Annotated in this window: 20 protein-coding genes; 12 read left to right on the top strand and 8 right to left on the bottom strand. The window is 49.3% G+C overall.

The genetic code is table 11. The features are described from left to right. Positions 1-2: 2 nt before the first annotated feature. The gene (locus G006_RS0100825) at positions 3-920 is read left to right on the top strand and encodes a PhzF family phenazine biosynthesis protein (RefSeq protein ID WP_020481255.1); all 918 of its coding nucleotides are present in this window, start codon (positions 3-5) and stop codon (positions 918-920) included. Positions 921-923: 3 nt separating this feature from the next. Here the strand turns inward: G006_RS0100825 and G006_RS0100820 are convergent, their stop codons facing one another. The 5 genes from G006_RS0100820 to G006_RS0100800 all read right to left on the bottom strand — a co-directional run bounded on the left by G006_RS0100820 (position 924) and on the right by G006_RS0100800 (position 5,841). Beyond that, positions 924-1,439 carry a metal-dependent hydrolase gene (locus G006_RS0100820; RefSeq protein ID WP_020481254.1) on the bottom strand — a complete coding sequence of 172 codons (516 nt, stop codon included), beginning with the start codon at positions 1,437-1,439 and terminating at the stop codon, positions 924-926. 61 nt (positions 1,440-1,500) lie between these two features. Beyond that, positions 1,501-2,865: a cell envelope integrity protein CreD gene (gene creD / locus G006_RS0100815; RefSeq protein ID WP_020481253.1), complete on the bottom strand. Its 1,365-nt coding sequence runs from the start codon at positions 2,863-2,865 to the stop codon at positions 1,501-1,503. Positions 2,866-3,033: 168 nt separating this feature from the next. Continuing rightward, positions 3,034-4,281, bottom strand: coding sequence for a hypothetical protein (locus G006_RS0100810; protein WP_020481252.1), 1,248 nt, complete (start codon positions 4,279-4,281; stop codon positions 3,034-3,036). 207 nt (positions 4,282-4,488) lie between these two features. After that, positions 4,489-4,836, bottom strand: a complete 348-nt coding sequence (locus tag G006_RS0100805) for a hypothetical protein (protein ID WP_020481251.1) — start codon at positions 4,834-4,836, stop codon at positions 4,489-4,491. A 126-nt stretch (positions 4,837-4,962) separates the two neighbouring features. Further along, entirely contained in the window at positions 4,963-5,841 is an 879-nt protein-coding gene (locus G006_RS0100800; RefSeq protein WP_020481250.1) for an HDOD domain-containing protein, read from the bottom strand. 88 nt (positions 5,842-5,929) lie between these two features. On the opposite strand from G006_RS0100800, the gene prmB reads away from it, so the two are divergent. The 10 genes from prmB (at position 5,930) to G006_RS0100750 (ending at position 13,739) form a co-directional block, all read left to right on the top strand. Continuing rightward, the gene (gene prmB, locus G006_RS0100795) at positions 5,930-6,859 is read left to right on the top strand and encodes a 50S ribosomal protein L3 N(5)-glutamine methyltransferase (protein ID WP_020481249.1); all 930 of its coding nucleotides are present in this window, start codon (positions 5,930-5,932) and stop codon (positions 6,857-6,859) included. Between the two features lie 2 nt (positions 6,860-6,861). Further along, on the top strand, positions 6,862-7,950 hold the full coding sequence (aroC, locus tag G006_RS0100790; protein WP_020481248.1) for a chorismate synthase: 1,089 nt from the start codon (positions 6,862-6,864) through the stop codon (positions 7,948-7,950). Next, on the top strand, positions 7,951-9,105 hold the full coding sequence (locus G006_RS0100785; RefSeq protein ID WP_020481247.1) for an MFS transporter: 1,155 nt from the start codon (positions 7,951-7,953) through the stop codon (positions 9,103-9,105). A gap of 34 nt (positions 9,106-9,139) precedes the next feature. Next, positions 9,140-9,754 (top strand): MotA/TolQ/ExbB proton channel family protein, encoded by a 615-nt coding sequence (locus G006_RS0100780; RefSeq protein ID WP_020481246.1) that lies wholly within the window; start codon positions 9,140-9,142, stop codon positions 9,752-9,754. After that, on the top strand, positions 9,754-10,188 hold the full coding sequence (locus G006_RS0100775; protein WP_020481245.1) for an ExbD/TolR family protein: 435 nt from the start codon (positions 9,754-9,756) through the stop codon (positions 10,186-10,188). The genes G006_RS0100780 and G006_RS0100775 overlap by 1 nt, the downstream gene beginning before the upstream one ends. A gap of 44 nt (positions 10,189-10,232) precedes the next feature. Then, positions 10,233-11,186, top strand: a complete 954-nt coding sequence (gene lpxK / locus G006_RS0100770; RefSeq protein WP_051067696.1) for a tetraacyldisaccharide 4'-kinase — start codon at positions 10,233-10,235, stop codon at positions 11,184-11,186. Beyond that, positions 11,179-11,370 carry a Trm112 family protein gene (locus G006_RS0100765; protein ID WP_020481243.1) on the top strand — a complete coding sequence of 64 codons (192 nt, stop codon included), beginning with the start codon at positions 11,179-11,181 and terminating at the stop codon, positions 11,368-11,370. The genes lpxK and G006_RS0100765 overlap by 8 nt, the downstream gene beginning before the upstream one ends. After that, entirely contained in the window at positions 11,367-12,134 is a 768-nt protein-coding gene (gene kdsB / locus G006_RS0100760; RefSeq protein ID WP_020481242.1) for a 3-deoxy-manno-octulosonate cytidylyltransferase, read from the top strand. Before G006_RS0100765 ends, kdsB begins: the two co-directional genes overlap by 4 nt. Before the next feature lie 118 nt (positions 12,135-12,252). Continuing rightward, on the top strand, positions 12,253-12,534 hold the full coding sequence (locus G006_RS28160; RefSeq protein ID WP_020481241.1) for a hypothetical protein: 282 nt from the start codon (positions 12,253-12,255) through the stop codon (positions 12,532-12,534). A gap of 731 nt (positions 12,535-13,265) precedes the next feature. Further along, entirely contained in the window at positions 13,266-13,739 is a 474-nt protein-coding gene (locus tag G006_RS0100750; RefSeq protein ID WP_020481239.1) for a GNAT family N-acetyltransferase, read from the top strand. Here the strand turns inward: G006_RS0100750 and G006_RS0100745 are convergent. Further along, positions 13,736-14,200, bottom strand: coding sequence for an EVE domain-containing protein (locus tag G006_RS0100745; RefSeq protein ID WP_020481238.1), 465 nt, complete (start codon positions 14,198-14,200; stop codon positions 13,736-13,738). The two genes, G006_RS0100750 and G006_RS0100745, sit on opposite strands and share 4 nt — an antisense overlap. Positions 14,201-14,615: 415 nt before the next feature. Here G006_RS0100745 and G006_RS0100740 point away from each other — a divergent pair, with 415 nt between their 5' ends. After that, on the top strand, positions 14,616-18,431 hold the full coding sequence (locus G006_RS0100740) for a DUF1631 family protein (RefSeq protein WP_020481237.1): 3,816 nt from the start codon (positions 14,616-14,618) through the stop codon (positions 18,429-18,431). Positions 18,432-18,459: 28 nt separating this feature from the next. Here G006_RS0100740 and dnaQ read toward each other — a convergent pair whose 3' ends face one another. Further along, a complete protein-coding gene (gene dnaQ / locus G006_RS0100735; protein ID WP_020481236.1) occupies positions 18,460-19,179 on the bottom strand; it encodes a DNA polymerase III subunit epsilon in 720 nt (239 codons plus the stop codon). A gap of 8 nt (positions 19,180-19,187) precedes the next feature. Next, positions 19,188-21,257 (bottom strand): polyphosphate kinase 1, encoded by a 2,070-nt coding sequence (gene ppk1 / locus G006_RS0100730; RefSeq protein ID WP_020481235.1) that lies wholly within the window; start codon positions 21,255-21,257, stop codon positions 19,188-19,190. Positions 21,258-21,356: the final 99 nt, after the last annotated feature.

Raw genomic sequence — 21,356 nt, 5'->3', positions numbered from 1 at the left:
GTGTGAACTACCAATATTACATCGCTGATGTCTTTACCGACCAGATTTTCAACGGTGCGCAAATTGCGGTATTGCCGAAGGCAGACGGCTTGAATGCCGAAAAAATGGCTAAAATCGCCAAGGAATTGAATCTGTCGGAAACGGTATTTCTGTTTCACAAAGCGGAAGACGACAAGCACCGGCGGATGCGAATATTTTCGCCTTTAGGCGAAATCAATTTTGCCGGCCATCCGATTATTGCCGCAGCCTATGTGTTGGCTATCTCCGGCGATGTGGCGTTAACCGAACCGCTCACTAAACTCGAGTTCGAACAAAATATCGGCCTTATCCAAGTCAATCTGTCCAGTCAGGATTGTCAGCCGGGCTTGGTGCAATTTAGCCGTAGCGTTGATTCGATTATCGACCGCTTCGCGCCCAGTGACGATGAAATTTGCAGTTTTTTAGGCTTGCAGTTGTCGGAACTGGATCATAAAAAATATTCGCCACGCTTGGTGTCGTGCGGGTTTCCTTATTTAGTGGTGCCGGTTTGGAATGTCGAATCGGTGCGTAAGGCGCGTTTTAACTACGCGGCCTGGGCGCAATCGGCCGCCCCACAAACCGCAGCGCAGGAAATCTTGCTGTTTTGCCCGAAATCGTCAAGCCCGGAAGCGGACTTTAACGCCCGCTTGCTGGGACCCAATATCGGCATCCATGCCGATCCACCGGTCGGCAGCGCGATACCGGCATTTTGTTGTTATTTGTGCTCGTTCGAACACACCCAAAAAGGTACCCACACTTTCGCGGTCGAACGCGGCGATCAAAGCACTCGCCGCAGCTTGATTCAATTGGAAATGGACAACAAAGGCCTGGAGAACTTGACCATCAGAGTCGGTGGGCAAGCCGTGTTGTTTGCCGAGGGAACGATCCATCTTCCGGATTAACGTTTATTCGACTAATTCGTGTCTAGCTAACCGACGTCTACACCATAAACAGGTTGCCCAAAGCACAATCAAAATTTCCAGCGCAAACGATCTGTGCAGCAGAAAATTTAGCCACCAATCCTGGTAGACACTGGGCACCGTAATTAAAGCAAAAGGCCTGTTTACGAATGGCGCCAACCAGTAAATATTGGTCGAGATATAGTCCAGCAACATATGCAACATCCCGTTTCCGGTAAAAATTAGCGCCAACAACGCCAGTTTCTTCTGCTTACAATGCTGAAAACACAGTATTGCCAATGTTAATAACAGCAGCCAAACGCTGGGAAAGTGACTGAAATAGCTATGGTGCGGGTGCGCGCGGTGGTCGAAACCATAAAAATAAATCATATCCAGATCAGGGGCGATACTGCCCAATAAGCCGGCACGCAGAAAAATTAGCCTGGACGCCCCATATTTCTCGAATCTGTGAAACAGCAGTGTCGATACTATATAGCCGGCTGGGAGATGAGCAACAATCATAATTACCTCCATGTTGTTGCTCGGAACGATGCTTACAGCCAGCGCCCCGAGCCGATGGGATTTAAATGATTGCCGAGTTATCGGCATCGGATTGACTGAGTCGGTACCAATCCAAGCGCCGCGTGGTAACCATCGCCAGAGCCAACAATGCAAACATCAATAAAGATCCCAGCATCAGTGCGTTATCCTCTGATTCCAGCAAGCCATACAAACTGCCGAACAAGCCTCCCAGTAAGGCGCCGGCGGCAATGCCGCGTTTTACGCTGCGTAGCACCGCACTGAGGTAGAAGCCGATTAATGCCACGCAAGCGGCGCTGGCGATTAGATAAGCCAGCACAAAATCCAGGTGTTCCGATAAGCTCAACAGCAGCAGGAAAAACATCGCTAGAGCCAAACCGACCAATGCATATTGGGCGGGATGAATCGCCAGATTTTTCAGGATTTCGAACAGAAATATCGCGGCAAAAGTCAGGCAGACGAACAGAAAACCGTATTTGCTGGCCCTATCAGACAAGGAATAGACATTGATCGGCTCCATCAAGCGGATCCCGAAGCTGTCGTAACAACTGATAGCCTGACATTTGTATAGGTTTTCGGCGACATTCGATGCCAGCGCATCGACAGACCACTGCGCATGAAAACCGCTCTCGCCCACTTGCTGGGTTTGTGGGTCAGGCAGAAATCGGCCATAAAAACTGGGATGCTGCCAAGAGGAGGATAGCTCCACGCGGGTTTGCTTGCCGGCCGGAATAAAATCCAGTGATTCGATGCCGCGTATTTTTAGCGTAAACGTAAACGGTATGCTGATGGGGCCAAACTCGACCGGCGGCGCATCCAGTGTCACGTGCATGCCGTTGGCTTGGTGTATGGGTAATTCAGCACCTTGTTCGAATGCATACTGCTTGCCGCCCCATTCCATGCCCGGTGCTTCCAATACGCCGCGCATATCCGCCAGCACGACGCTGGTGTAAGGCGTGCCGAAACTGATCTGGCCGTTATGCAGCGGCTTGGGGTTACCGTAACCGCCAGGCAACTTCATATCACCCTTGATACTGACATTCAGCACGTAAGAACGCACTTTGAACAGGCCGCGCTGCTTGGTTTCCGTGGCAAGCTCGCCGGTTATGTTTAGATGCTCGGGCAGAAAATACAGCAGGCGATTATCGACGCGTTCGATTTGCTCGCGTTGGGGTTGGCCGTCCTGTTTGGTTTCGATAATTTCGGTCCAGCGTTCAGTGTAAGGTACTACCAGTAAGGGGCCGAACAATTGCTGGGGGCCGGCCGAGCTGGCGGCAATGTCGTTTACCGCCTGTTGTTGGCGCTCGGCGCGTTCGCCAACCAGATTTTTTATCATGCCTATTGGTATCAGCAGCACCAAAGTCAGACCGAACATTATGTAGATCTTTTGCCAGAGTTTTTTTTGCATCGCGTTTATTCCGTAGAGTTAAAAGACGATGAACAGCATGCACCGGCAAGGTGAACTGACGATGTGGCGGATGTGAAGCGAGAGTGAAGTTGGCGGTACTGCGGTTCGCGTGACGCGAATTAAAGCGTGAGGGGGTATGGCTAAGCCTTTAGCCATACCCTTAATAGCTTAATCTATGGTTTCCACCCAATGACAACGTTCCTTGACGATGGGTGCGGTATGTTCGTTGGCTATGCCTTTAGCTATCAAGGCAATCACCCGGTCGTCGGTGTCGTAGCCGATATGGGCATCCATGGGATTAGCCAGCTTACCTAAGCCAAACGCATCATAGACTCTGGCGACGTTGATGTTGATGTTGGTGACATTGACGCATAATCGCGAATCCAGATATTTATTCACAAAATCGTGCGGGATGGCATAACTCAGCAAATCGTTGGGATCGCTAAACGCGATCACCGAGGTTTTGGCTAGGATCCGTTCATTGTATTTGGCCCCTTCCGCTCGACAATAGGTGTCGGCATGATTGGCGACTTCCGGTAGCGACCGACCTAATTGCAGCATGGGCAATTGGTTGGACATCATGTAAATGGGTATCTCTTTATTCTTTAAAACATTGGTCAATGCTGCGTAATAGCTGGCTGTTTCGCCGTTGCTCAACTTCGCGGCAATCTGCTGCAAACCGTCAATAGTAATACGGCTACCCAAACTGTGCGAAATGAAAGCATAGCTATCGTTATAAAACGGTGTGACGTTCTTGGTGGAACAGGTTTGCTTGACATCATCGGGCAGACTGTTCCAGTCGCCGTGGATCATCCAGCAGAAGGATTGCGCAAACGCCGAGAGAATGTCTTCGCGCTTCTCTCCCAGATAAATGATGGGGTCCGGTCCGGTATCGTTGGAGAATTTTTTTAACAGATCGTTGACTTCGGCGCGGCGAAACGACTGCTCTCCGGAGTTATCGTAGGACAGTACTTCTTTTTCCTTGGCGCTAATCTCCGACCAGGTCAGCTCGTAAAACAGCATTTCCTGGGATTTGCTGGCGTCCAGATAACGGTGGATACGCAAATTGCCCAGCGGTCGCTCAAGGTTTTTTGCATCGGAGAGGCGGATATTTTTGACATTTCTGCTGGTGACGGTCAGATCAAGTTCCTTGGCCAGCTTTTCCATGAACTGGGTGGCGTACCCCGGTAAGTGGTTGCCAACCCCGTGCACCATCAGCAGCTTCATTTTCCGATCATGCACTTCCAGTTGCGGTTTGATGCCTTCGAATTTATCGCCTTTGATTTCGCATATGCGGGTGTCTTCGGCTTCCTGCTTTTCCAGAATGGCTTCGGTAATCCCTTTGCCGAGACTGGCGCAACCGTTTAACAGCACGCTGATCGCCAGTATCAGCAGCTTCATGTAGACTTTTTTCATGTCTTGGATAGTTTTATTGCTAGAGATTGGTGGTCTTGGAGCGCAGCCCGCCGCATTACGCGAATGGCTGCTTCATGTCATGCGGAGATTTTATGATAAATCCCGGTTGCTCGGGAGGCTTAATCGAGGCGCGAATTGTAAACTCAGGTAAAAATGGCGTGTTGGCCGCATAAATTGCAGTTCGTGCCTTGCGCCAGCGTAGCAAGCTTATTCTTTATCCAGTTTTTTCTTGGCTGCCTCGGCTTGGGCGCCGATTTTTTCCACTGTTTCCCTATATTTGGCCTGAGCCTGATTCGCATGGTCAGCGATGATGCCGTTGTCGGTGTTGGCTTCTTTGATCAAGCATTCGAAATAATCACGCGATTTTTGTTGCCAGGCGTTGATCGCCGCAATGCTTTTATTGTAGGCATCGATATTGCCGCCATCGATAGTAGGTGACTCAGGCACTACGCCGCAGCCGCTGGGTTGCCAACTGCCATTGGTCAGGCTGCCGGCTTGCGCGGGGAGTGCGAACATGATGGGTAGCAAGGCGGCGATTGTTAATGTGTGTTTCATCTAGCTAACTCCTACAGTAAGAAAATACCAAGAATAATCAAGGTTACGAATTGCAAGTTGTGGAAACCGATTAGGGCCAAATTATTCCGCAACTTGCGCAGATTGCCAACGCTGGCCCTGTGCGGTTTAGCTCAGCATCTGCCGTATATGCTCGATCTCGTCCTTGGCCTGGTCGAGTATATTGATGCTCAAATCCGCATCCAGATTGCCTTTAGCCAGTTTTTTATAAGCGGGCAATTCGTCCAGCTTGGGCATTTGTTTGATGTCTATCTTGCCAATGAAGCTGTGCAATTGCGAAATCATGACTATATCGCTGTAACTGGCAGTTTCGCCGCTGTCGCGGTGCCAGTTTTCGGCGTGAATGATCACGTCTTCAAAGTCGCTGGGAAAATCCCATTTACGGATGATTTGCACGCCAATCGGGCTGCGCAATTCGCGTACCGCCTCAGCCAGGTCGCCTGGATTAGTCAAAATCTCCGGTTGCCGGTCAGCATAGGCCAAAATCGGCACCACGCCTATGTCGTGAATCAAGCCGGCCAACATGGCTCGGTCGGGATCGAAACCGGGGGTTTTATGGGCAAATACCGCACTGATCGCCGCGACATAACTGCTATGCGCCCAAAGATCTTGCATCTTGCGGCGAATCACCGGGGATTTGGCGTTAAATACGGCTTTTAATGCGAAGGCGGTAATGATGTCCTGGGCGGCTTTCAAACCCAGACGGGTTAAAGCCTCGGGACAGCTCTCGATCTTGCGCCGGCCTCGGTATAGCGGACTATTGGAGATTTTTACCAAGCGCGCGGTAATGCTGGGGTCGATTTGCACGACTCTGGCGATTTTGTTGCTGTTGGCGTTGGGCTCGTTAATCGCCCGGCGAATTTTTACCGAGACATCCGGGATGGTCGGCAGCGCCAAGGAATCGGATTGCATGTATTTAAAACAATCCTGGTACAGACGATTTTTTGCCAGTTTGGCGGATAGCGCTTGAGAATGGGCCTCGGTCATTTACTTTGCTTTATTCGGGCAAGCGGCGGGGGATTGGTTTAAAATCCGCTGCCGCATTTTTAAACGTATTTTTAAGTATAGACACGCTATGAATTTAACAGGCCCGGATGTTATCACAACCCTCAGCAGCATCAGAGACTATATTCGCTGGGCTGCCAGCCGCTTTGCCGAACATCGGGTTTTTCTAGGACACGGCACGGTCACACCTTTGGATGAAGCCGCGGCGATTGTGTTGCATACCTTGCATCAGCCTTACGATCTGGATCACGGCTATTTGGATTCGATACTGACTCTGGCTGAGCGCCAAGCGGTGGTGGCATTGATCGAACGCCGCATCGTCGAACGCAAACCGTCCGCCTATTTAACCCACGAAGCGATATTTGCAGGCCTATCGTTTTATGTCGATGAACGGGTCTTGGTGCCGCGCTCGCCCATCGCCGAACTCATCGCCGAACGCTTCGAGCCTTGGGTGGAAGAAACTCAGGTGTTCAACATCCTGGATTTATGCACCGGCAGCGCCTGTATCGCTATCGCCTGTGCCTATGCTTTTCCGGATGCGCAAGTGGATGCGGTGGAATTGTCGGACGATGCTTTGGCGGTGGCTCAGATCAACATTGAAAAACATGAACTGGAAGAGCAGGTCCAACTCTATCAATCCGATTTATTCAACGACTTGCCGGCCAAGCCTTACGACATCATCGTCAGCAATCCGCCTTATGTCGCCATCGCCGAATGGGAGAGCCTGCCCGCGGAATTTCACGCCGAACCCGAGATGGGTTTTACCGGCGGCGAACATGGTCTGGATTTGGTGTTGCGGATTTTGGTTGATGCCAAGCGTTATCTGGCGGAGCAGGGCATTTTGATCATCGAAGTGGGCAGCAGCGCCGAAACTTTGCAGGAAATGTTTCCCGACGTGCCATTCCAATGGTTGGAATTCGAACGCGGCGGCGACGGCGTATTTCTGTTGACCGCGGCACAAGTCACTCTTTATCACTCACATTTTGTCAGCGCGTTATAAAAATGTCCGGAAACAGCATAGGAAAATTATTTACCGTCACCACCTCCGGCGAAAGCCATGGCCCGGCCTTATTGGCTATCGTCGATGGTTGCCCTCCCGGACTGGAGTTGTCCGAAGCCGATTTGCAAATCGATCTGGACCGGCGCAAACCCGGAACTTCCAGACACACCACGCAACGCCGAGAAGCCGATGAAGTGAAAATTCTGTCCGGCGTGTTCGAAGGCAAAACCACTGGTTGTCCAATTGGACTGATGATCGAAAACACCGACCAGCGCTCCAAGGATTATTCAAAAATTGCCGAGAGCTTCCGGCCCGGTCATGCCGATTACACCTACCAGCACAAATACGGGTTTAGAGATTATCGCGGCGGCGGCCGCTCGTCGGCGCGAGAAACCGCGATGCGCGTAGCCGCTGGCGCGATTGCCAAGAAATATCTATTCCAAGAACATGGCGTCCTGGTGCGCGGCTACTTGTCGCAACTGGGTCCGATCAAAATCGACGCATTCGATTGGAACGAAATTCCCAATAATCCGTTCTTCTGCCCGGATGGAGGTAAAGTTGAAGAAATGGAAAAATACATGGATGCCTTACGTAAGGAAGGCGAATCCATCGGCGCGAAGATCGAAGTAATTGCCAGCAACGTCCCGCCCGGACTCGGCGAACCGATTTTTGACCGGCTGGATGCCGAACTGGCTTATGCTTTGATGAGCATCAACGCGGTAAAAGGTGTGGAGATTGGCGACGGTTTTGAGTGTATCGATACCAAAGGCACGAAATTTCGTGACGAAATCACCCCGGAAGGCTTTTTAAGCAACCATGCCGGCGGCATTTTAGGTGGGATTTCCAGTGGCCAGGACATCGTGGCCCGGATTGCCTTGAAGCCCACCTCCAGCCTACGTTTGCCGGGCCGTAGCATCAACAGCAAAGGTGAAGTGATTGAAGTGGTCACCGAAGGCCGCCACGATCCCTGCGTCGGCATCCGCGCCACGCCGATTGCCGAAGCGATGGTGGCTATCGTATTGATGGATCATCTGTTACGGCATCGCGCGCAAAACCTGCATGTAAATTCAGGATTGCCGATTCTGCGCTGAATGAGCGTACCTTACTGGCGCTTATCAGGCTTTTACTTTTGCTATTTCGCCACGCTGGGTGCTTTCCTGCCATTTTGGAGTTTATACCTGAAGCAAGTCGGCTTCGCCGCCACCGAAATCGGCGAGCTGACAGCGTTTTTGGTAGCGACCAAGATCATCGCACCGAACTACTGGGGTTGGTTGGCCGACAAAACCGGCCGTAATTTACGCCTGATTCGCATCACCTCTTTGCTGTCCGTACTGTGTTTTGCCGGATTTTTATACCGTAGCGATTACCTATGGTTTGCGGCGGTGACGGTGATTTTCAGTTTTTTCTGGAACGCCACCTTGCCGCAGTTCGAAGCCGCGACCTTGTTTCATCTACAAGCCGAACCGCAGCGTTATAGCCAAATCCGGCTGTGGGGGTCTATCGGCTTTATTGCGGCGGTATTGGGCATAGGTCGGTTTCTGGATCAGTTTAGCATCGCCTATTTACCGTGGATTATCGGTAGCTTGATGCTGATGAATTGGCTGATGGCTTTAATCACGCCGGAAGCAAAGCCGCGTTTAGTACATACCGAAACCGGCGGCATCTGGCAAATTCTACTCAAGTCGGAGCTGCTGGCATTTTTGCTGGTTTACATGCTGCTGCAAGTCGCGCACGGTCCTTACTATGTGTTTTATTCGGTTTACCTGAAACAACACGGCTATTCGGCCACCGAAACCGGTTTATTGTGGGCCAGCGGCGTAGCGGCAGAGGTGTTGCTGTTCATGGCGATGCGCCAGTTGTTGAAATGGCTCTCGCCGCGCACATTGTTGCTTGCCTCGGTATTGCTGAGCGTACTGCGTTGGCTGTTAATCGCCGAAGGCGTGGATTCGCTGGCATTGACCATCTGCGCGCAAATTCTGCACGCAGCCACTTTCGGCGTCGCGCATGTGGTGGCGATGCAATTGCTATATCAGTATTTCGGCGAACGCCATCAAAGCAAAGGCCAGGCGCTTTATAGCAGCATCAGTTTTGGCTTCGGCGGGATGATAGGCAGTCTGTACAGTGGCTATTTCTGGGATATGCTGGGTGGGCGTTTGGTTTACATCATCGCCGCCTTGGTCTGTTGCGTGGCCTTGCTGATTACCTATATCGGCGTGGCCCGGCAATCTCGCCCCGGATTGGGTTAAAATTGATCAGTTTCATGAAAGAGGGATAGACAACGTGTTTGAAGTAATCAAAAACGGCGGCTGGATGATGGCGCCGATCATCTTGTGTTCCATCGTGGCGATGGCGATCATCGGCGAACGCTTTTGGTCCTTGCAGCGGAAACGCATCATTCCCGTCGATTTGGTGCCGTACATTTGGCAATTGCATCGGGATAAAAAGTTGGACGAACCGACCATTCGGCGCATCAAACTCAGCTCGCCTTTAGGCAGAATTCTGGCCGCCGGCTTACTGAATCGCAAGCATGGCCGGGAAATCATGAAATCCAGTATCGAGGAAGTCGGCCGCCAGGTGACTCACGAACTGGAGCGTTATTTAAACGCGCTGGGTAGTATCGCTTCTATCACGCCCTTACTCGGATTGCTCGGCACAGTGGACGGCATTATCCGGGTGTTTTCCGATATTGCGATAGGCGGGATGGGCGATCCGGCCGTGCTGAGCGGCGGTATTTCCGAAGCCTTGATTTGTACCGCTTCGGGTTTGACCGTGGCGATTCCCAGCCTGTTTTTTCACCGTTATTTCGAACGTCTGGTTGATGATCACGTGGTGCGTATGGAAGAAGAGTCGCTGCGCCTGATCGACATCATGCAAGGCGCGCGAGAGGATATTTAATGCAATTCCGCCGCAAACGCCGCACGCAGGTCGATATCGGTTTAATCCCGATGATAGACGTGTTGTTGGTTTTACTGTTTTTCTTCATGGTGGCCACCACGTTTCGCCATCATTCCGAACTGAAGATCAACTTACCGGAAGCCCAAGGCAGCGATGCTACAGAACAGGGTAAAACCATCAATTTATATGTCGACGTGAAAGGCACCTACGCCTTGGCCGGCGACGACAATCAGTTCCATGAGCTTGTAAATCAAAACCTGGACGGCTTGAAAGCGGCTTTAGCACAAACCGCCGGCGAATCCAGACTATTGCCGTTCATCATCAGTGCCGACGGCAAAGCCCCGCATCAAGCGGTAGTCAGCGCCTTGGATATAGCAAATCAATTGGGCTTTCATCATATTACCTTTGCTATCAACAGACCGGAAAAACCGTGAACAAGAAACTCGTTAAATGGTTTGAAGACGCCTGGTACAAGGAGATGTATATCTCCGCTTGGTTAATGCCTTGGTCGATGTTGTATGTCGATGCCATCCGCTTGCGGCGCTTTTTGTACCGCATCGGCGTATTGAAAAAAACCCGGCTGCCAGTGCCGGTGATCATCGTCGGCAACATCACCGTGGGTGGCACCGGTAAGACGCCCTTGGTGATCTGGATGGTCGAATTCCTGAAACAAAACGGCTACAAACCGGGCGTGATTAGTCGCGGTTATGCCGGCGCCGGCAGCACCGGTCCGCAAGCCGTAACCGCCGAGAGCGATCCGGCGCAAGTGGGTGACGAAGCGGTGTTGTTAGCCAAACGTTGCGCTTGCCCGATTGTGGTCGGCGCCGAGCGGGTAGCGGCGGGCCGGCAATTACTGTCAACCAACGCCTGTGACGTGCTGATTTCCGATGACGGTTTGCAGCATTACGCGCTGGAACGCGACATCGAGATCGTGGTAATCGATGGTCAGCGTCGCTTCGGTAACGGTTATTGCTTGCCGGTCGGACCTCTGCGCGAACCGCAGGAGCGGGTCAAACACGTCGATTTGGTGGTCGTTAACGGCCCGGATGAATTGTTGGAAGGCGAATTGCCTATGCACTGCAAAGGCCAGCAATTAATTAATTTGCAAACCGGCGAACGAAAACCCCTTATCGAATTCAAGGGCATGGCCTGTCATGCCATTGCCGCGATCGGCAATCCGGCACGCTTTTTTGCGCAACTGGCCGCCGCCGGTCTGAATTGTCAAACCCACGCCTTACCGGATCATCACCCGTTTACTGCCGAAGACTTGCAATTTAAAGAGCTGCGCCCGGTACTTATGACCGAAAAAGACGCGGTTAAATGCGCCCGCTTCGCTACCGACCAGTATTGGTGTTTACCTATCGATGCCGAACTGCCCGAGGCATTTTCCCAACAACTCTTAACACTACTTAAAAACAAAGCTCATGGATAAAAAACTGCTCGAGATTCTGGCCTGCCCGCTGTGCAAAAGCTCCCTGATTTACGACAAAGACAAACAGGAACTGATTTGCAAAGCCGACAATTTAGCCTTCCCCATCCGCGATGATATTCCGGTGATGCTGGAAGACGAAGCCCGCGAACTGAGTTTTGAAGAATCGGACGCTTTGCGTAAATGAGCGCCGGCTTTAAAGTTGTCATTCCGGCTCGCTACGGTTCTACCCGCTTGCCGGGTAAACCCTTGCTGGACATTGCCGGCAAGCCGATGATCGTCCATGTCTGCGAGCGCGCATTGGAAGCCGATGCCGAGCAAGTGGTAGTGGCGACCGACGATCAACGTATCTTCGACGCGGTCGGCGATTTAGGTTTGCAAGCGGTGATGACCGATCCCAATCACCAGTCCGGCACCGAACGGCTTGCCGAAGTGGCTAGGGTTATGGGCTGGGCAGACGAACAGATCGTGGTCAATCTGCAAGGCGATGAACCGTTGATTCCACCGGCTTATATTCGCGATGCGGCTCTGGCGCTGGCGGGTCAAGACCAAGCTGGCATCGCTACGTTGGCTGCGAAAATTTTGGATGTGGAGGAAATCTTCAATCCGAATGCGGTTAAAGTGGTTTTGGATAAAAACGGGTATGCCTTGTATTTCAGCCGGGCGGCGATTCCCTGGAACCGTTCCACTTTTCCTGATAAGCACGATATCGCGTCGTCTGGTTTGCCGCATTTCAGGCATATTGGTATGTATGCTTATACGGTGGGCTTTTTGCAGCGGTATTGCAGTTGGGATGCGTCGCCGTTAGAAAGTGTCGAGTCGTTGGAGCAGCTTAGGATTCTTTGGCATGGGGAGCGGGTTTTGGTGAAGATTGTCGATAAGACGCCGGAGGCTGGGGTGGATACGGAGGAGGATTTGGTGAGAGTTTCTAGACGGTTGTGTCAAGGCTAATAGGGTGTCAGCCAAGTTCATTCGGCTTGCTCGTTATGCGAAATAGATAATAAGTTTCGCAATACCCATAAAAAGGGACATATAGGTGTCCATTCTAATTATTTTTTGGTGATCGTTCATGGATAATCATCCTGCTATAACTCCCGGTGAAAAAATCCAAGTAGGGTTGCACGACTTCATTGTGCAAAGTCTGTTTCCTCCGAATTCTCAAGTTCATGTATGTTGGGTAATTTACCTGCATAGAGGGAAGCCCACAAAATGTCCTGTAGGGTGGAATGGAAAAGAATGGTTCATTTCAGATGAAGACGCAATTACTTATGTAAGAGAGAGTGAGCCCTTTATGCGAGAGCTAAAACAACTTGGTGAAAGTGATCGCTGGTTATATCAGCCATGGAAATAAGGGAAGGACACATAATGTGTCGCTATCGCGACGGCTTGATTTAATCGGGTACTCGCACCCGAAGGCGAGATACTTTCTTTTGCTCCGCCAAAAGAAAGTATCCAAAGAAAAGGCGGCCCGGATGCCGCTTTGATCCTGCGCGCCGAAGCTTTTATCGAGGGTCGGCAGAAGGGGCTTCCCAGCCCCTCCGCCGACGTGCGGCATCCCTGCCGCACCCCTTCGGGCTGATCTCGATAAAAGCTCCGGTGCTCGGCGCGGCATACGGGGAACACCGGAGCTGCGTAGTAGGGGTATATACGCTCCCTCTCCTCACGGGAGAGGGCTGGGGTGAGGGGATACATGGTTATTACAACGTTTATTTGAGTTTCCCTCATCCTAACCTTCTCCCTGGGGGAGAAGGGACTTTTATCTTTGGAGTCGGTTTTGATCCCGTGTTTCGACCCCGAGCATCGCAGTTTTTTGCAGGATTAGCCCGTGAGGGGAGCGGCAGGGATGCCGCTCGTTGGCGAAGGGGCAGGAAGCCCCTTTCGCCAACCCCTGCAAAAAACTGTGAAGCGCAGGATCAGGGCGAAATCCGGGTGTCTTTTCTTTTGGATACTTTTCTTTGGACAAGCAAAGAAAAGTGTCGCGGTTGTCGGTCCGCGAACCGACGTTAAAACAATCCGTCGCGATAGCGACACCAATTGCCATACTTAGATTCGATGGGATTACTCTATTCCACAGACAGAAACATGACCATCATCAACCTTTCCCAAGAACCCCAACAAATCCCCACCTTAGCCCAATGGCACCAAGCCGAATGGTCAAACCTGAATCCCGGCCAAACCCTGGAACACCGCATCGAAAGAATGCAAGCTTATTTAAGCGACAAATTAGTTCCGAGCACCTTCATTTACAAACATGAAGGCCAACTGGCCGGCTCCGCAGCCATCATTGAAAGCGACATGGATACCCGCCCGGAACTGACGCCATGGTTGGCCAGTGTTTACGTAGCGCCCGAATACCGCCGGCAGGGAATAGGCGCGAAGCTGGTACAACATGTCATGCTGCAAGCTCAGGCTGCCGGCTTTGCCAAACTCTATCTGTTTACACCGGATCAGGCGGATTTCTACGCAAAACTTGGCTGGACTGCGATGGCCGAAGAAGTTTATCGTGGTCACCGCGTCACGCTGATGAGCGTGACGCTAAATCTTTCGGAAGATTAGGCTTTCTCCAAACCGAGAATAAAGTCCCATTGCTCGGCATTCACCGGCATGATGGACAGGCGGTTCCCGCGGCGTAGCAAAGCCAGATCGGCTAGTTCGGTTTTCAGTTTCAATTCGCGCAGACTGATATTACGTGATAGCTTTCTGACAAACTTTACATCGACCATATACCAGGTAGGTTTGTCCGGATTACTTTTCGGATCAAAATGTTTGTCGTCCGGGTCAAACGCGGTAAAGTCCGGATAAGATTCGCGCACAACTTGCATGATGCCGACGATGCCTGGTTCGTCGCAGTTGGAATGGTAAAAAAACACCTGATCGCCGATTTTCATGTCGTCGCGCATCATGTTTCGGGCTTGGTAGTTGCGGACACCATCCCAATGCTCGGTTTGTTCGGGTCGGTTAAACAAGTCGTCAATGCCGAAGGTGTCGGGTTCTGATTTCATCAGCCAGTAATTCATAGATTTCCAGTTTGGGATTTGTTGTCAGGTTTTTTCATTTATCCCAAACTCAGACACAATCGGCAAGCAAAATCGCGCAAAACAGTGGCCGTAAACACCGGCAGTGTCGTGGACTCTGAATAGGGGTGGGGTTTTGAAGCCTAGCGATAGCCAGTAGCCATTGAAACCTGGCTTTGTGTGAGCTAAATATTCGCCCGAAGTGGTCTAAACTAGACAGCTAGCGGGAGTACACTCAGGCCTGTCGTGGTATAGTATCCACGCCAGTATTGTCGTTAGATAGATAGTGCTCAAATAAATACATTTCCGCTTCGTTAAATAATTTCAATTAGTCTATTTACGGAGTTTACAACGGCCTTTTTTAAAGAATACGGTCGGTGTCTATTACTACGGTAGTTTTTACTATTTCATCTGATTTATGTCTGCTAGTATTAAAAAAAGCAAAAGACGTCGCTATATCAGGTATGCGATTGATCTAAACGCTTTATTGATAATCGACCAAACTGATACACTGGAATGCCGTATTCTGGATTTTTGTAGCGGTGGATTTTATCTGGTTTTTGATAAAACTCATCCGCAGATTGTTTTGCATAAAAATATAAAAATCCGCTTTTCTATTCAATTAGAGTTTGAACTAAAAACTTTTGAAGTAGATGCACAAATAACGCATATCGGCTCGACGGGAGTAGGCCTTGTCACTGAACAGATGCCAGCCACCACGTTTAATGCTTTAAGAAAAATAGCAAGTGTTGGATCGCTGGCCTCAACGCATGACAATTTAGACACTTCACCAGATAATTTAAATCAAGAAAATTATAGAAACACATTTAAACAATTTTTAATAGAAAGTTTGCCTTCATTAGTCGATAGATTTTTTGACTCGCTCGGCGATTGTATGGAAGCTGCGAATGCGCATTCTGAGTTTTTTTCAAGTCCGTCGGCTTTTGATGATTTAATTACTACGCTAAAGCTGAATAGAGAGATTATTAGTAGCGAGTTTTGTTGTTCTGTTATATATCAGGTTGATTATATTTCTAGTGACATCGAAAAAAACTCAGATGCTTTATATCATGATTCGCTTTCATTAATAGAAAAAGACGACTTTGAAGACTGGTTGAATATGTCGGCCGCTATCAGAAAGCTTAAAAACTATTTTGACGACGAGCTTAGTCTTTTAGTTAGAGAATTATGCAGAGTGTTTGGTGTATTTGACAATACGGTCAATAATCCGATTGGTCCGGCGGTTTTATGTGACAGCTTTAGGGAAATATTCTTACAGCTAGAGCTGGGGAGTAATATAAAAAAGGCGATTTATAATTGCTTCGAAAAAACCTTAATTATCGAATTACCTAATTTTTACAAGCAAGCGGCTGCGACTTTATCTAAATTTGAATCGGCACGATTGAAAATGCCGGTTCATAGCAAGCAGAGCGGCCCTGCTTTTGATGCTAAAAATAGCGAAAAGCATCAAGTTTATTTCAATGATTATTTGGATGCGGAACCGATTGCCGTTCACAAAGCCATTCAACCTTTAAGCCAGGTTACAGGCAAATTACTTAACCTGTTAAGTGAAACAATGGGTGTATCCACCGATACCAGGCAGGAGGAAAACAGTCAGCTGATCAGCAACGCCCAACAGGTATTTGACCCTTCGGAAGTATTATCTGCGATTGCTAAAATTCAAAAGGATATTACCGCTAAATCGGGTCTTCATTTAGATACTACAACACTACAAAAAAGCCTTACCGATAAATTACAAGCTGATAATCCGGAGGCAAAATCGTTGGCCGCAAACGATGTTCAGCGTCTTGAGCTGTATGGCAGGTTTTTTGATGCCTTGTTTGGTGAGCTTGAGTTTTCTAAAGACATTAAAGATTACTTGGAAAGTATTCATTTGCCTTTATTGTCATTACCTATGCAAGGTAATGATTTTCTGGATTCCGAATCGCATCCTGCCCGCAAGATACTTAACCAGCTAGCCGTTCTGGAGCCGGCGATTAAAAGTAATCGAGTAATCAAAAATACTAATATAAAAAATACCGTAGAAAAGGCCATCGCGCGGATTTCCGCTGAATCCATTAGCAATCCTAACGTCTTCACGGAAGTCGAACATGAATTGGAAAGCGTCGCTAAGCAGTTGACCAAATCCAATGAAACCAATGTCAAACGTATTATAGAGCCCTACGAAGGCCAACAAAAATTGGAGGCGGCCAGGCTGACTATTCAGCAGGAAGTCGATAAGCGCATAGCCGGCCGCTCCGTGCCATCGATTATTCCCACGCTGCTTGGGGCGGGATGGCAAGACCTGTTAGTGATTGCCGAGTTAAATAAGGAAGCTAATCCCGAAGAAAAAGCCTCCTATTTGAAAGTTATTGACGATTTACTATTTTGGCTTTACGAACAGGATTCGTTTCTAAATATGCAATCGGTCAGCATTCATACCACACTCAAATTTATCGAAGATAATTTAGGCACGGTTTGTCCTAACTTATTCAAACGCGATAATGTTATTGAGGAGTTATTTGCTTTGCTGGTAGGCAGCGGGGTGCCAAAAGTTAGGAAACCGATGGACACCATCAGAATTCCGGCCTCGAAATCCACGAAGGATGTTATTGAATCTGAATGGGCGTTACAGGTTGCACAACTACAGGTAGGAGAATGGCTGATAATTTATAGAGGCTCGGAAGGTTTTGAGCCGATGAAACTGGTCTGGATAGGGGATGTTTTACCGATTTGCGTTTTTGTTAACCGAGATGGACTAACTAAGTTAGAACTGAGTAAGAGCGAATTAGCATTACTTTTAGAAAACGGCGGGGCTAATAGAATCGAAAGCCTGGACGTGCCCTTAATGGATCGCGCGACCAATCAAATGTTGCAAAACATGCATAGCAAGCTGATTTATAACGCAACGCACGATGCGGAAACCGACCTGCTCACCAAAGACGAGTTTATTAAACAGCTAAAAGTAGAGCTAGTTAAACTCGATAGCACCGGGCATATACTGTGTCATATAGAGGTGTTGGATTTTCGAGTCATTACCAATGTTTGCGGTGTGAATGGCGGTAAACAATTCTTAAAAACTCTCACGCATTTAATTGGCGATCAGTTGCGCGATTGCGATTTATTCGCGCGAATCGGCGATAAATCGTTTGCGGTGCTGTTAAAAGATTGCACTGCGCAAACCGCTTATGATTTAACCAAAAAATTGTTAAAAGTTATCAGCGAATCGCGATTTCAATGGCAAGATAAAAGCTATACCATCGGTGTAAGTATTGGTTTAGTGCCGTTCGAACAGAATAATTTCGATGTTAACGAGTTGTTGCAAAATGCCGATACTGCCAGTATGTCGGCGGAGCGTTCCGGTCCGAATAATGTATTGCTTTTTACTAACGATGACGAGAATTTAAAACGTCAAAATAAAATATACGAATGGATAGGCAATATTGACAAGGTGTTTTCCGAGAATAGATTGTTTTTACGTTGCCAAATGATTGCCGCTGTCGATGAAACCAGTGCTAGCCATCAACATTACGAAATTCTGCTGGGTATTAAAGACGAAAACGATAATATTATTCCGCCCGATCATTTTATACCCGCCGTGGAACGCTGTAAGCGTATGCCGGAAATTGATCAATGGGTAATTACCAATGTATTGTTGTGGATTGAGAATAATAGAAATTATTTTGATCATATCGACGGATTCGCTATCAATCTATCCGGGCAATCCATTAATAGCGAAGAGTTTTTAGGGTTTCTTAAAGGGATATTAGACTCGACTAGCGTGCCGACAAACAAACTTACTTTCGAAGTCACGGAGACTGTTGCAGCGGAAAGTTTTTACTTAACAAATAGTTTCATCAAAGCAATCAAGCAGTTTAATTGTAAGTTTTCATTGGATGATTTCGGGTCAGGTTACTCTTCCTACTCGTATCTGAAAAATTTAAATATCGATTACCTGAAAATAGATGGGGCTTTTGTTAAAGATATTTTAAATAGTAAAGCCGATATTGCGATAGTGAAATCCATGAACGAAATCGCCCATTCTCTGGGCTTGGCAACCATCGCTGAATACGTTGAAAACGCTGAAATTAGAGAGGTTTTAAAAACCATAGGTGTCGATTTTGCACAAGGCTACGGCGTGCATAAACCGATGCCGCTTAACGAGTTAGTCATAGAACCACCACCAAGTGCACCGCTTTTTTCATTTGAAGACACTGAGTTCTGGGGGTTTTGAAAGCAGGGTGTCTAAAAAATCAGTCACATTACTGTTGCCACAAACAATTGCCGCTGACTTTGGCTATTTTTGCCAGGCGCTGTTGGTGCGCCAGTTCTTCCTCACTACTACAAGCAATTATTTTTAATGGCGCTCTGTCGGCAGATAGTCGCACGATAGCTTGTTCGCTACCATTGCCGGTGTGATCGCCTTCATCCAGCAAGGAGGCCTGGCCACCAGTCATCAATAAATAGACATCCGCGAGGATTTCGGCGTCGAGTAAAGCGCCATGCAATTCGCGGTGACTGTTGTCTATGCCGTAGCGTTTACATAACGCATCCAAACTGTTTCGCGCGCCGGGGTGTTTTTTTCGGGCGTAAGCCAGGGTGTCGAACACAGTGCTGTTGGTCTCAACGCGGCGTTGTTCGCCGGCTAACAGAGCCAATTCGTGGTTCAAAAAGCCGACGTCAAACGTTGCGTTGTGAATAATCAGCTCCGCGCCCTGGGTAAAGCGCATGAAGTCTTCGACCACATTGGCGAAGCGAGGCTTATCTTTTAAAAACTCGTTAGTGATGCCATGCACTTCGATAGCGCCGGCATCGATTTCCCGGTCCGGATTCAGATAGACGTGAAAATGATTACGGGTCAAACGGCGGTTAATCAGTTCCACGCAGCCGATTTCGATAATCTTATGGCCTTCCTTGGGGTTGATGCCGGTGGTTTCGGTATCCAGTACCACTTGGCGGATTTGGCGGGGTTGTTGACTCATGGCTTATCCTATCCACAAAACGCTTTGAGCAATTCGCTTTGCACTTGATAAATGGGTTGATCGCCGGCGCGTAAATGCCGGTATTGGCCGTCGCTTTGCAATTGCCAGGCTTGGGCGTTATCTCTGAGATACGCATCCAGGTCGTTTAGAATTCGTTCCGCAATCCGCTTGTCGGCAATTGGGAAACAGACCTCCACGCGGCGGAACATATTACGGTTCATCAAATCGGCGCTCGAGGCGTATACAGCCCAGTCGCCGCCGTTGCAAAACGCATAGATGCGGGTATGTTCCAGGAAGCGGCCGACGATGGAGCGTACTTCGATATTCTCTGAAACACCTGGCACGCCGGGGCGTATACAGCAAACCCCGCGCACGATCATTTTGATTTCCACGCCGGCTTGCGAGGCGCGGTACAGGGCTTGTATGGCCTGCTCCTCAACCACGGCATTGACCTTGATGATAATCTTGGCCGGCTTGCCTTTTTTGGCGTTCTCGATTTCCCTGTCAATCATCTTCATGATGCCGTGATGCAAAGTGAACGGCGATTGCAGCAGCTTATTCAGCTTGCTGACCTTGCCTAAACTGGTCAATTGCATGAATACCCTGCGCACGTCTTCACCCAGTTCTTTTTCACAGGTAAACAATCCGTAGTCGGTATAAAGCCGGGCGGTTTTTGGATGGTAGTTGCCGGTGCCCAGATGCACATAATTACGTAATGTGCTGCCTTCCTTGCGCAAGACCATGCACATTTTGGCGTGGGTTTTATACCCAACCACGCCATATACCACGTGCGCGGCGGCTTCTTGCAGTTTCGCGGCCAGACCGATATTGTCTTTTTCATCGAAGCGCGCCCGCAGTTCTATGACCACCGTGACTTCCTTACCGGCGCGGGCAGCCTTGATCAACGCTGCAACGATAGGCGAGTCCACGCCGGTCCGATACAAGGTTTGTTTGATGGCTAATACATCCGGGTCCGCAGCGGCCTGACGAATGAAATCCACTACCGGCGAGAAAGACTCGTACGGATGATGTAACAAAATATCCTGCTTGCGGATGCTGGCAAAAATGTCCTTATTGCGACCTAGCGCTGACGGTGTGCTGGATTTAAACGGCGTAAATTTCAGATCGGGCCTTTCGACCATGTTCAATATAGTTTGGATACGGCTTAGATTGACCGGGCCGTTGGCTAAAAATAGTCGGTCAGGTTTTAAATCAAAACGCGCTAACAAGAAATTCACAGTTTCTTCGGGACAATTGCCGTCAATTTCCAAGCGCACTTCATCGCCGTAATTGCGCATCGCCAATTCGCCTTCCACGGCCAACATCAAGTCGTCGATCGCGTCGTCGTCGACAAAAAAATCGCTGTTGCGCGTGACGCGGAATTGATAGCAGCCCTTAACCATCATGCCGTTGAACAACTCGTTGACGAAAGCATGAATAATGGACGACAGAAACACAAAATCGTAAGGCCCGCTATCGGTCTCGCTGACAGGTAATTGCACGATGCGGGGTAGGGCACGCGGCGCCTGCAAAATCGCCCGGCCGCTGTTCCGCCCAAACGCGTCTTTGCCGGTGAGGGAGATGATGAAATTTAAACTCTTGTTCAAAATCCGCGGAAACGGGTGGGCGGAATCGAGCCCGACCGGGGTCAGAATCGGCAGCAGCTCTTCGTTGAAATATTTTTCCAACCAGGCTTTTTGCGCCGAGCTCCAGCGATCACGCCGCAGGAAACGAATATTTTCGGTTTCCAGGCAGGGGATCAGCACCTCGTTAAGTACCCGGTATTGCTCGGCGACCAGCTCGTGGGCTTTGATCGAGATTTTTTCGAATTGCTCGTTAATGGTTAAGCCGTCGGAACTGACCAGATTAGGATCCATTTCCGCCATTTGTATCAAGCTGGCGACGCGTACTTCGTAAAACTCGTCCAGGTTGGAACAAGAAATGCATAAGTAATTCAGCCGTTCCAATAGGGGCAGCGTTTCGTCCAGGGCTTGAGCGAGCACCCGAAAATTGAACTCCAATAAGCTGTGTTCGCGGTTGATATAAAGCTCGGGACTAGTTAGATCGATTGATTCCATGTCGGCTGCTGGTTGGATTGGGGTCAGTCGATTATAAATGAAATTTTTTAGCCTTGGGTTACAGCGGCGCTTGAGGTCTGGAACTTGCTATAATCGCCG

Origin of the sequence: Methylomonas sp. MK1 (assembly GCF_000365425.1) — a bacterium.
In the GTDB taxonomy this organism is placed as follows: domain Bacteria; phylum Pseudomonadota; class Gammaproteobacteria; order Methylococcales; family Methylomonadaceae; genus Methylomonas.
This window is presented reverse-complemented; position numbering and strand designations above follow the sequence as displayed.

Coding starts and splice junctions, on each gene's coding strand:
- ppk1 (WP_020481235.1), bottom strand. CDS start 21,257: ATGGAATCAATCGATCTAACTAGTCCCGAGCTTTATATCAACCGCGAA.
- kdsB (WP_020481242.1), top strand. CDS start 11,367: ATGAGCGCCGGCTTTAAAGTTGTCATTCCGGCTCGCTACGGTTCTACC.
- G006_RS0100750 (WP_020481239.1), top strand. CDS start 13,266: ATGACCATCATCAACCTTTCCCAAGAACCCCAACAAATCCCCACCTTA.
- G006_RS0100810 (WP_020481252.1), bottom strand. CDS start 4,281: ATGAAAAAAGTCTACATGAAGCTGCTGATACTGGCGATCAGCGTGCTG.
- aroC (WP_020481248.1), top strand. CDS start 6,862: ATGTCCGGAAACAGCATAGGAAAATTATTTACCGTCACCACCTCCGGC.
- G006_RS0100800 (WP_020481250.1), bottom strand. CDS start 5,841: ATGACCGAGGCCCATTCTCAAGCGCTATCCGCCAAACTGGCAAAAAAT.
- G006_RS0100740 (WP_020481237.1), top strand. CDS start 14,616: ATGTCTGCTAGTATTAAAAAAAGCAAAAGACGTCGCTATATCAGGTAT.
- G006_RS0100745 (WP_020481238.1), bottom strand. CDS start 14,200: ATGAATTACTGGCTGATGAAATCAGAACCCGACACCTTCGGCATTGAC.
- prmB (WP_020481249.1), top strand. CDS start 5,930: ATGAATTTAACAGGCCCGGATGTTATCACAACCCTCAGCAGCATCAGA.
- creD (WP_020481253.1), bottom strand. CDS start 2,865: ATGCAAAAAAAACTCTGGCAAAAGATCTACATAATGTTCGGTCTGACT.
- lpxK (WP_051067696.1), top strand. CDS start 10,233: ATGTATATCTCCGCTTGGTTAATGCCTTGGTCGATGTTGTATGTCGAT.
- G006_RS28160 (WP_020481241.1), top strand. CDS start 12,253: ATGGATAATCATCCTGCTATAACTCCCGGTGAAAAAATCCAAGTAGGG.
- G006_RS0100775 (WP_020481245.1), top strand. CDS start 9,754: ATGCAATTCCGCCGCAAACGCCGCACGCAGGTCGATATCGGTTTAATC.
- G006_RS0100820 (WP_020481254.1), bottom strand. CDS start 1,439: ATGATTGTTGCTCATCTCCCAGCCGGCTATATAGTATCGACACTGCTG.
- G006_RS0100785 (WP_020481247.1), top strand. CDS start 7,951: ATGAGCGTACCTTACTGGCGCTTATCAGGCTTTTACTTTTGCTATTTC.
- G006_RS0100805 (WP_020481251.1), bottom strand. CDS start 4,836: ATGAAACACACATTAACAATCGCCGCCTTGCTACCCATCATGTTCGCA.
- G006_RS0100765 (WP_020481243.1), top strand. CDS start 11,179: ATGGATAAAAAACTGCTCGAGATTCTGGCCTGCCCGCTGTGCAAAAGC.
- dnaQ (WP_020481236.1), bottom strand. CDS start 19,179: ATGAGTCAACAACCCCGCCAAATCCGCCAAGTGGTACTGGATACCGAA.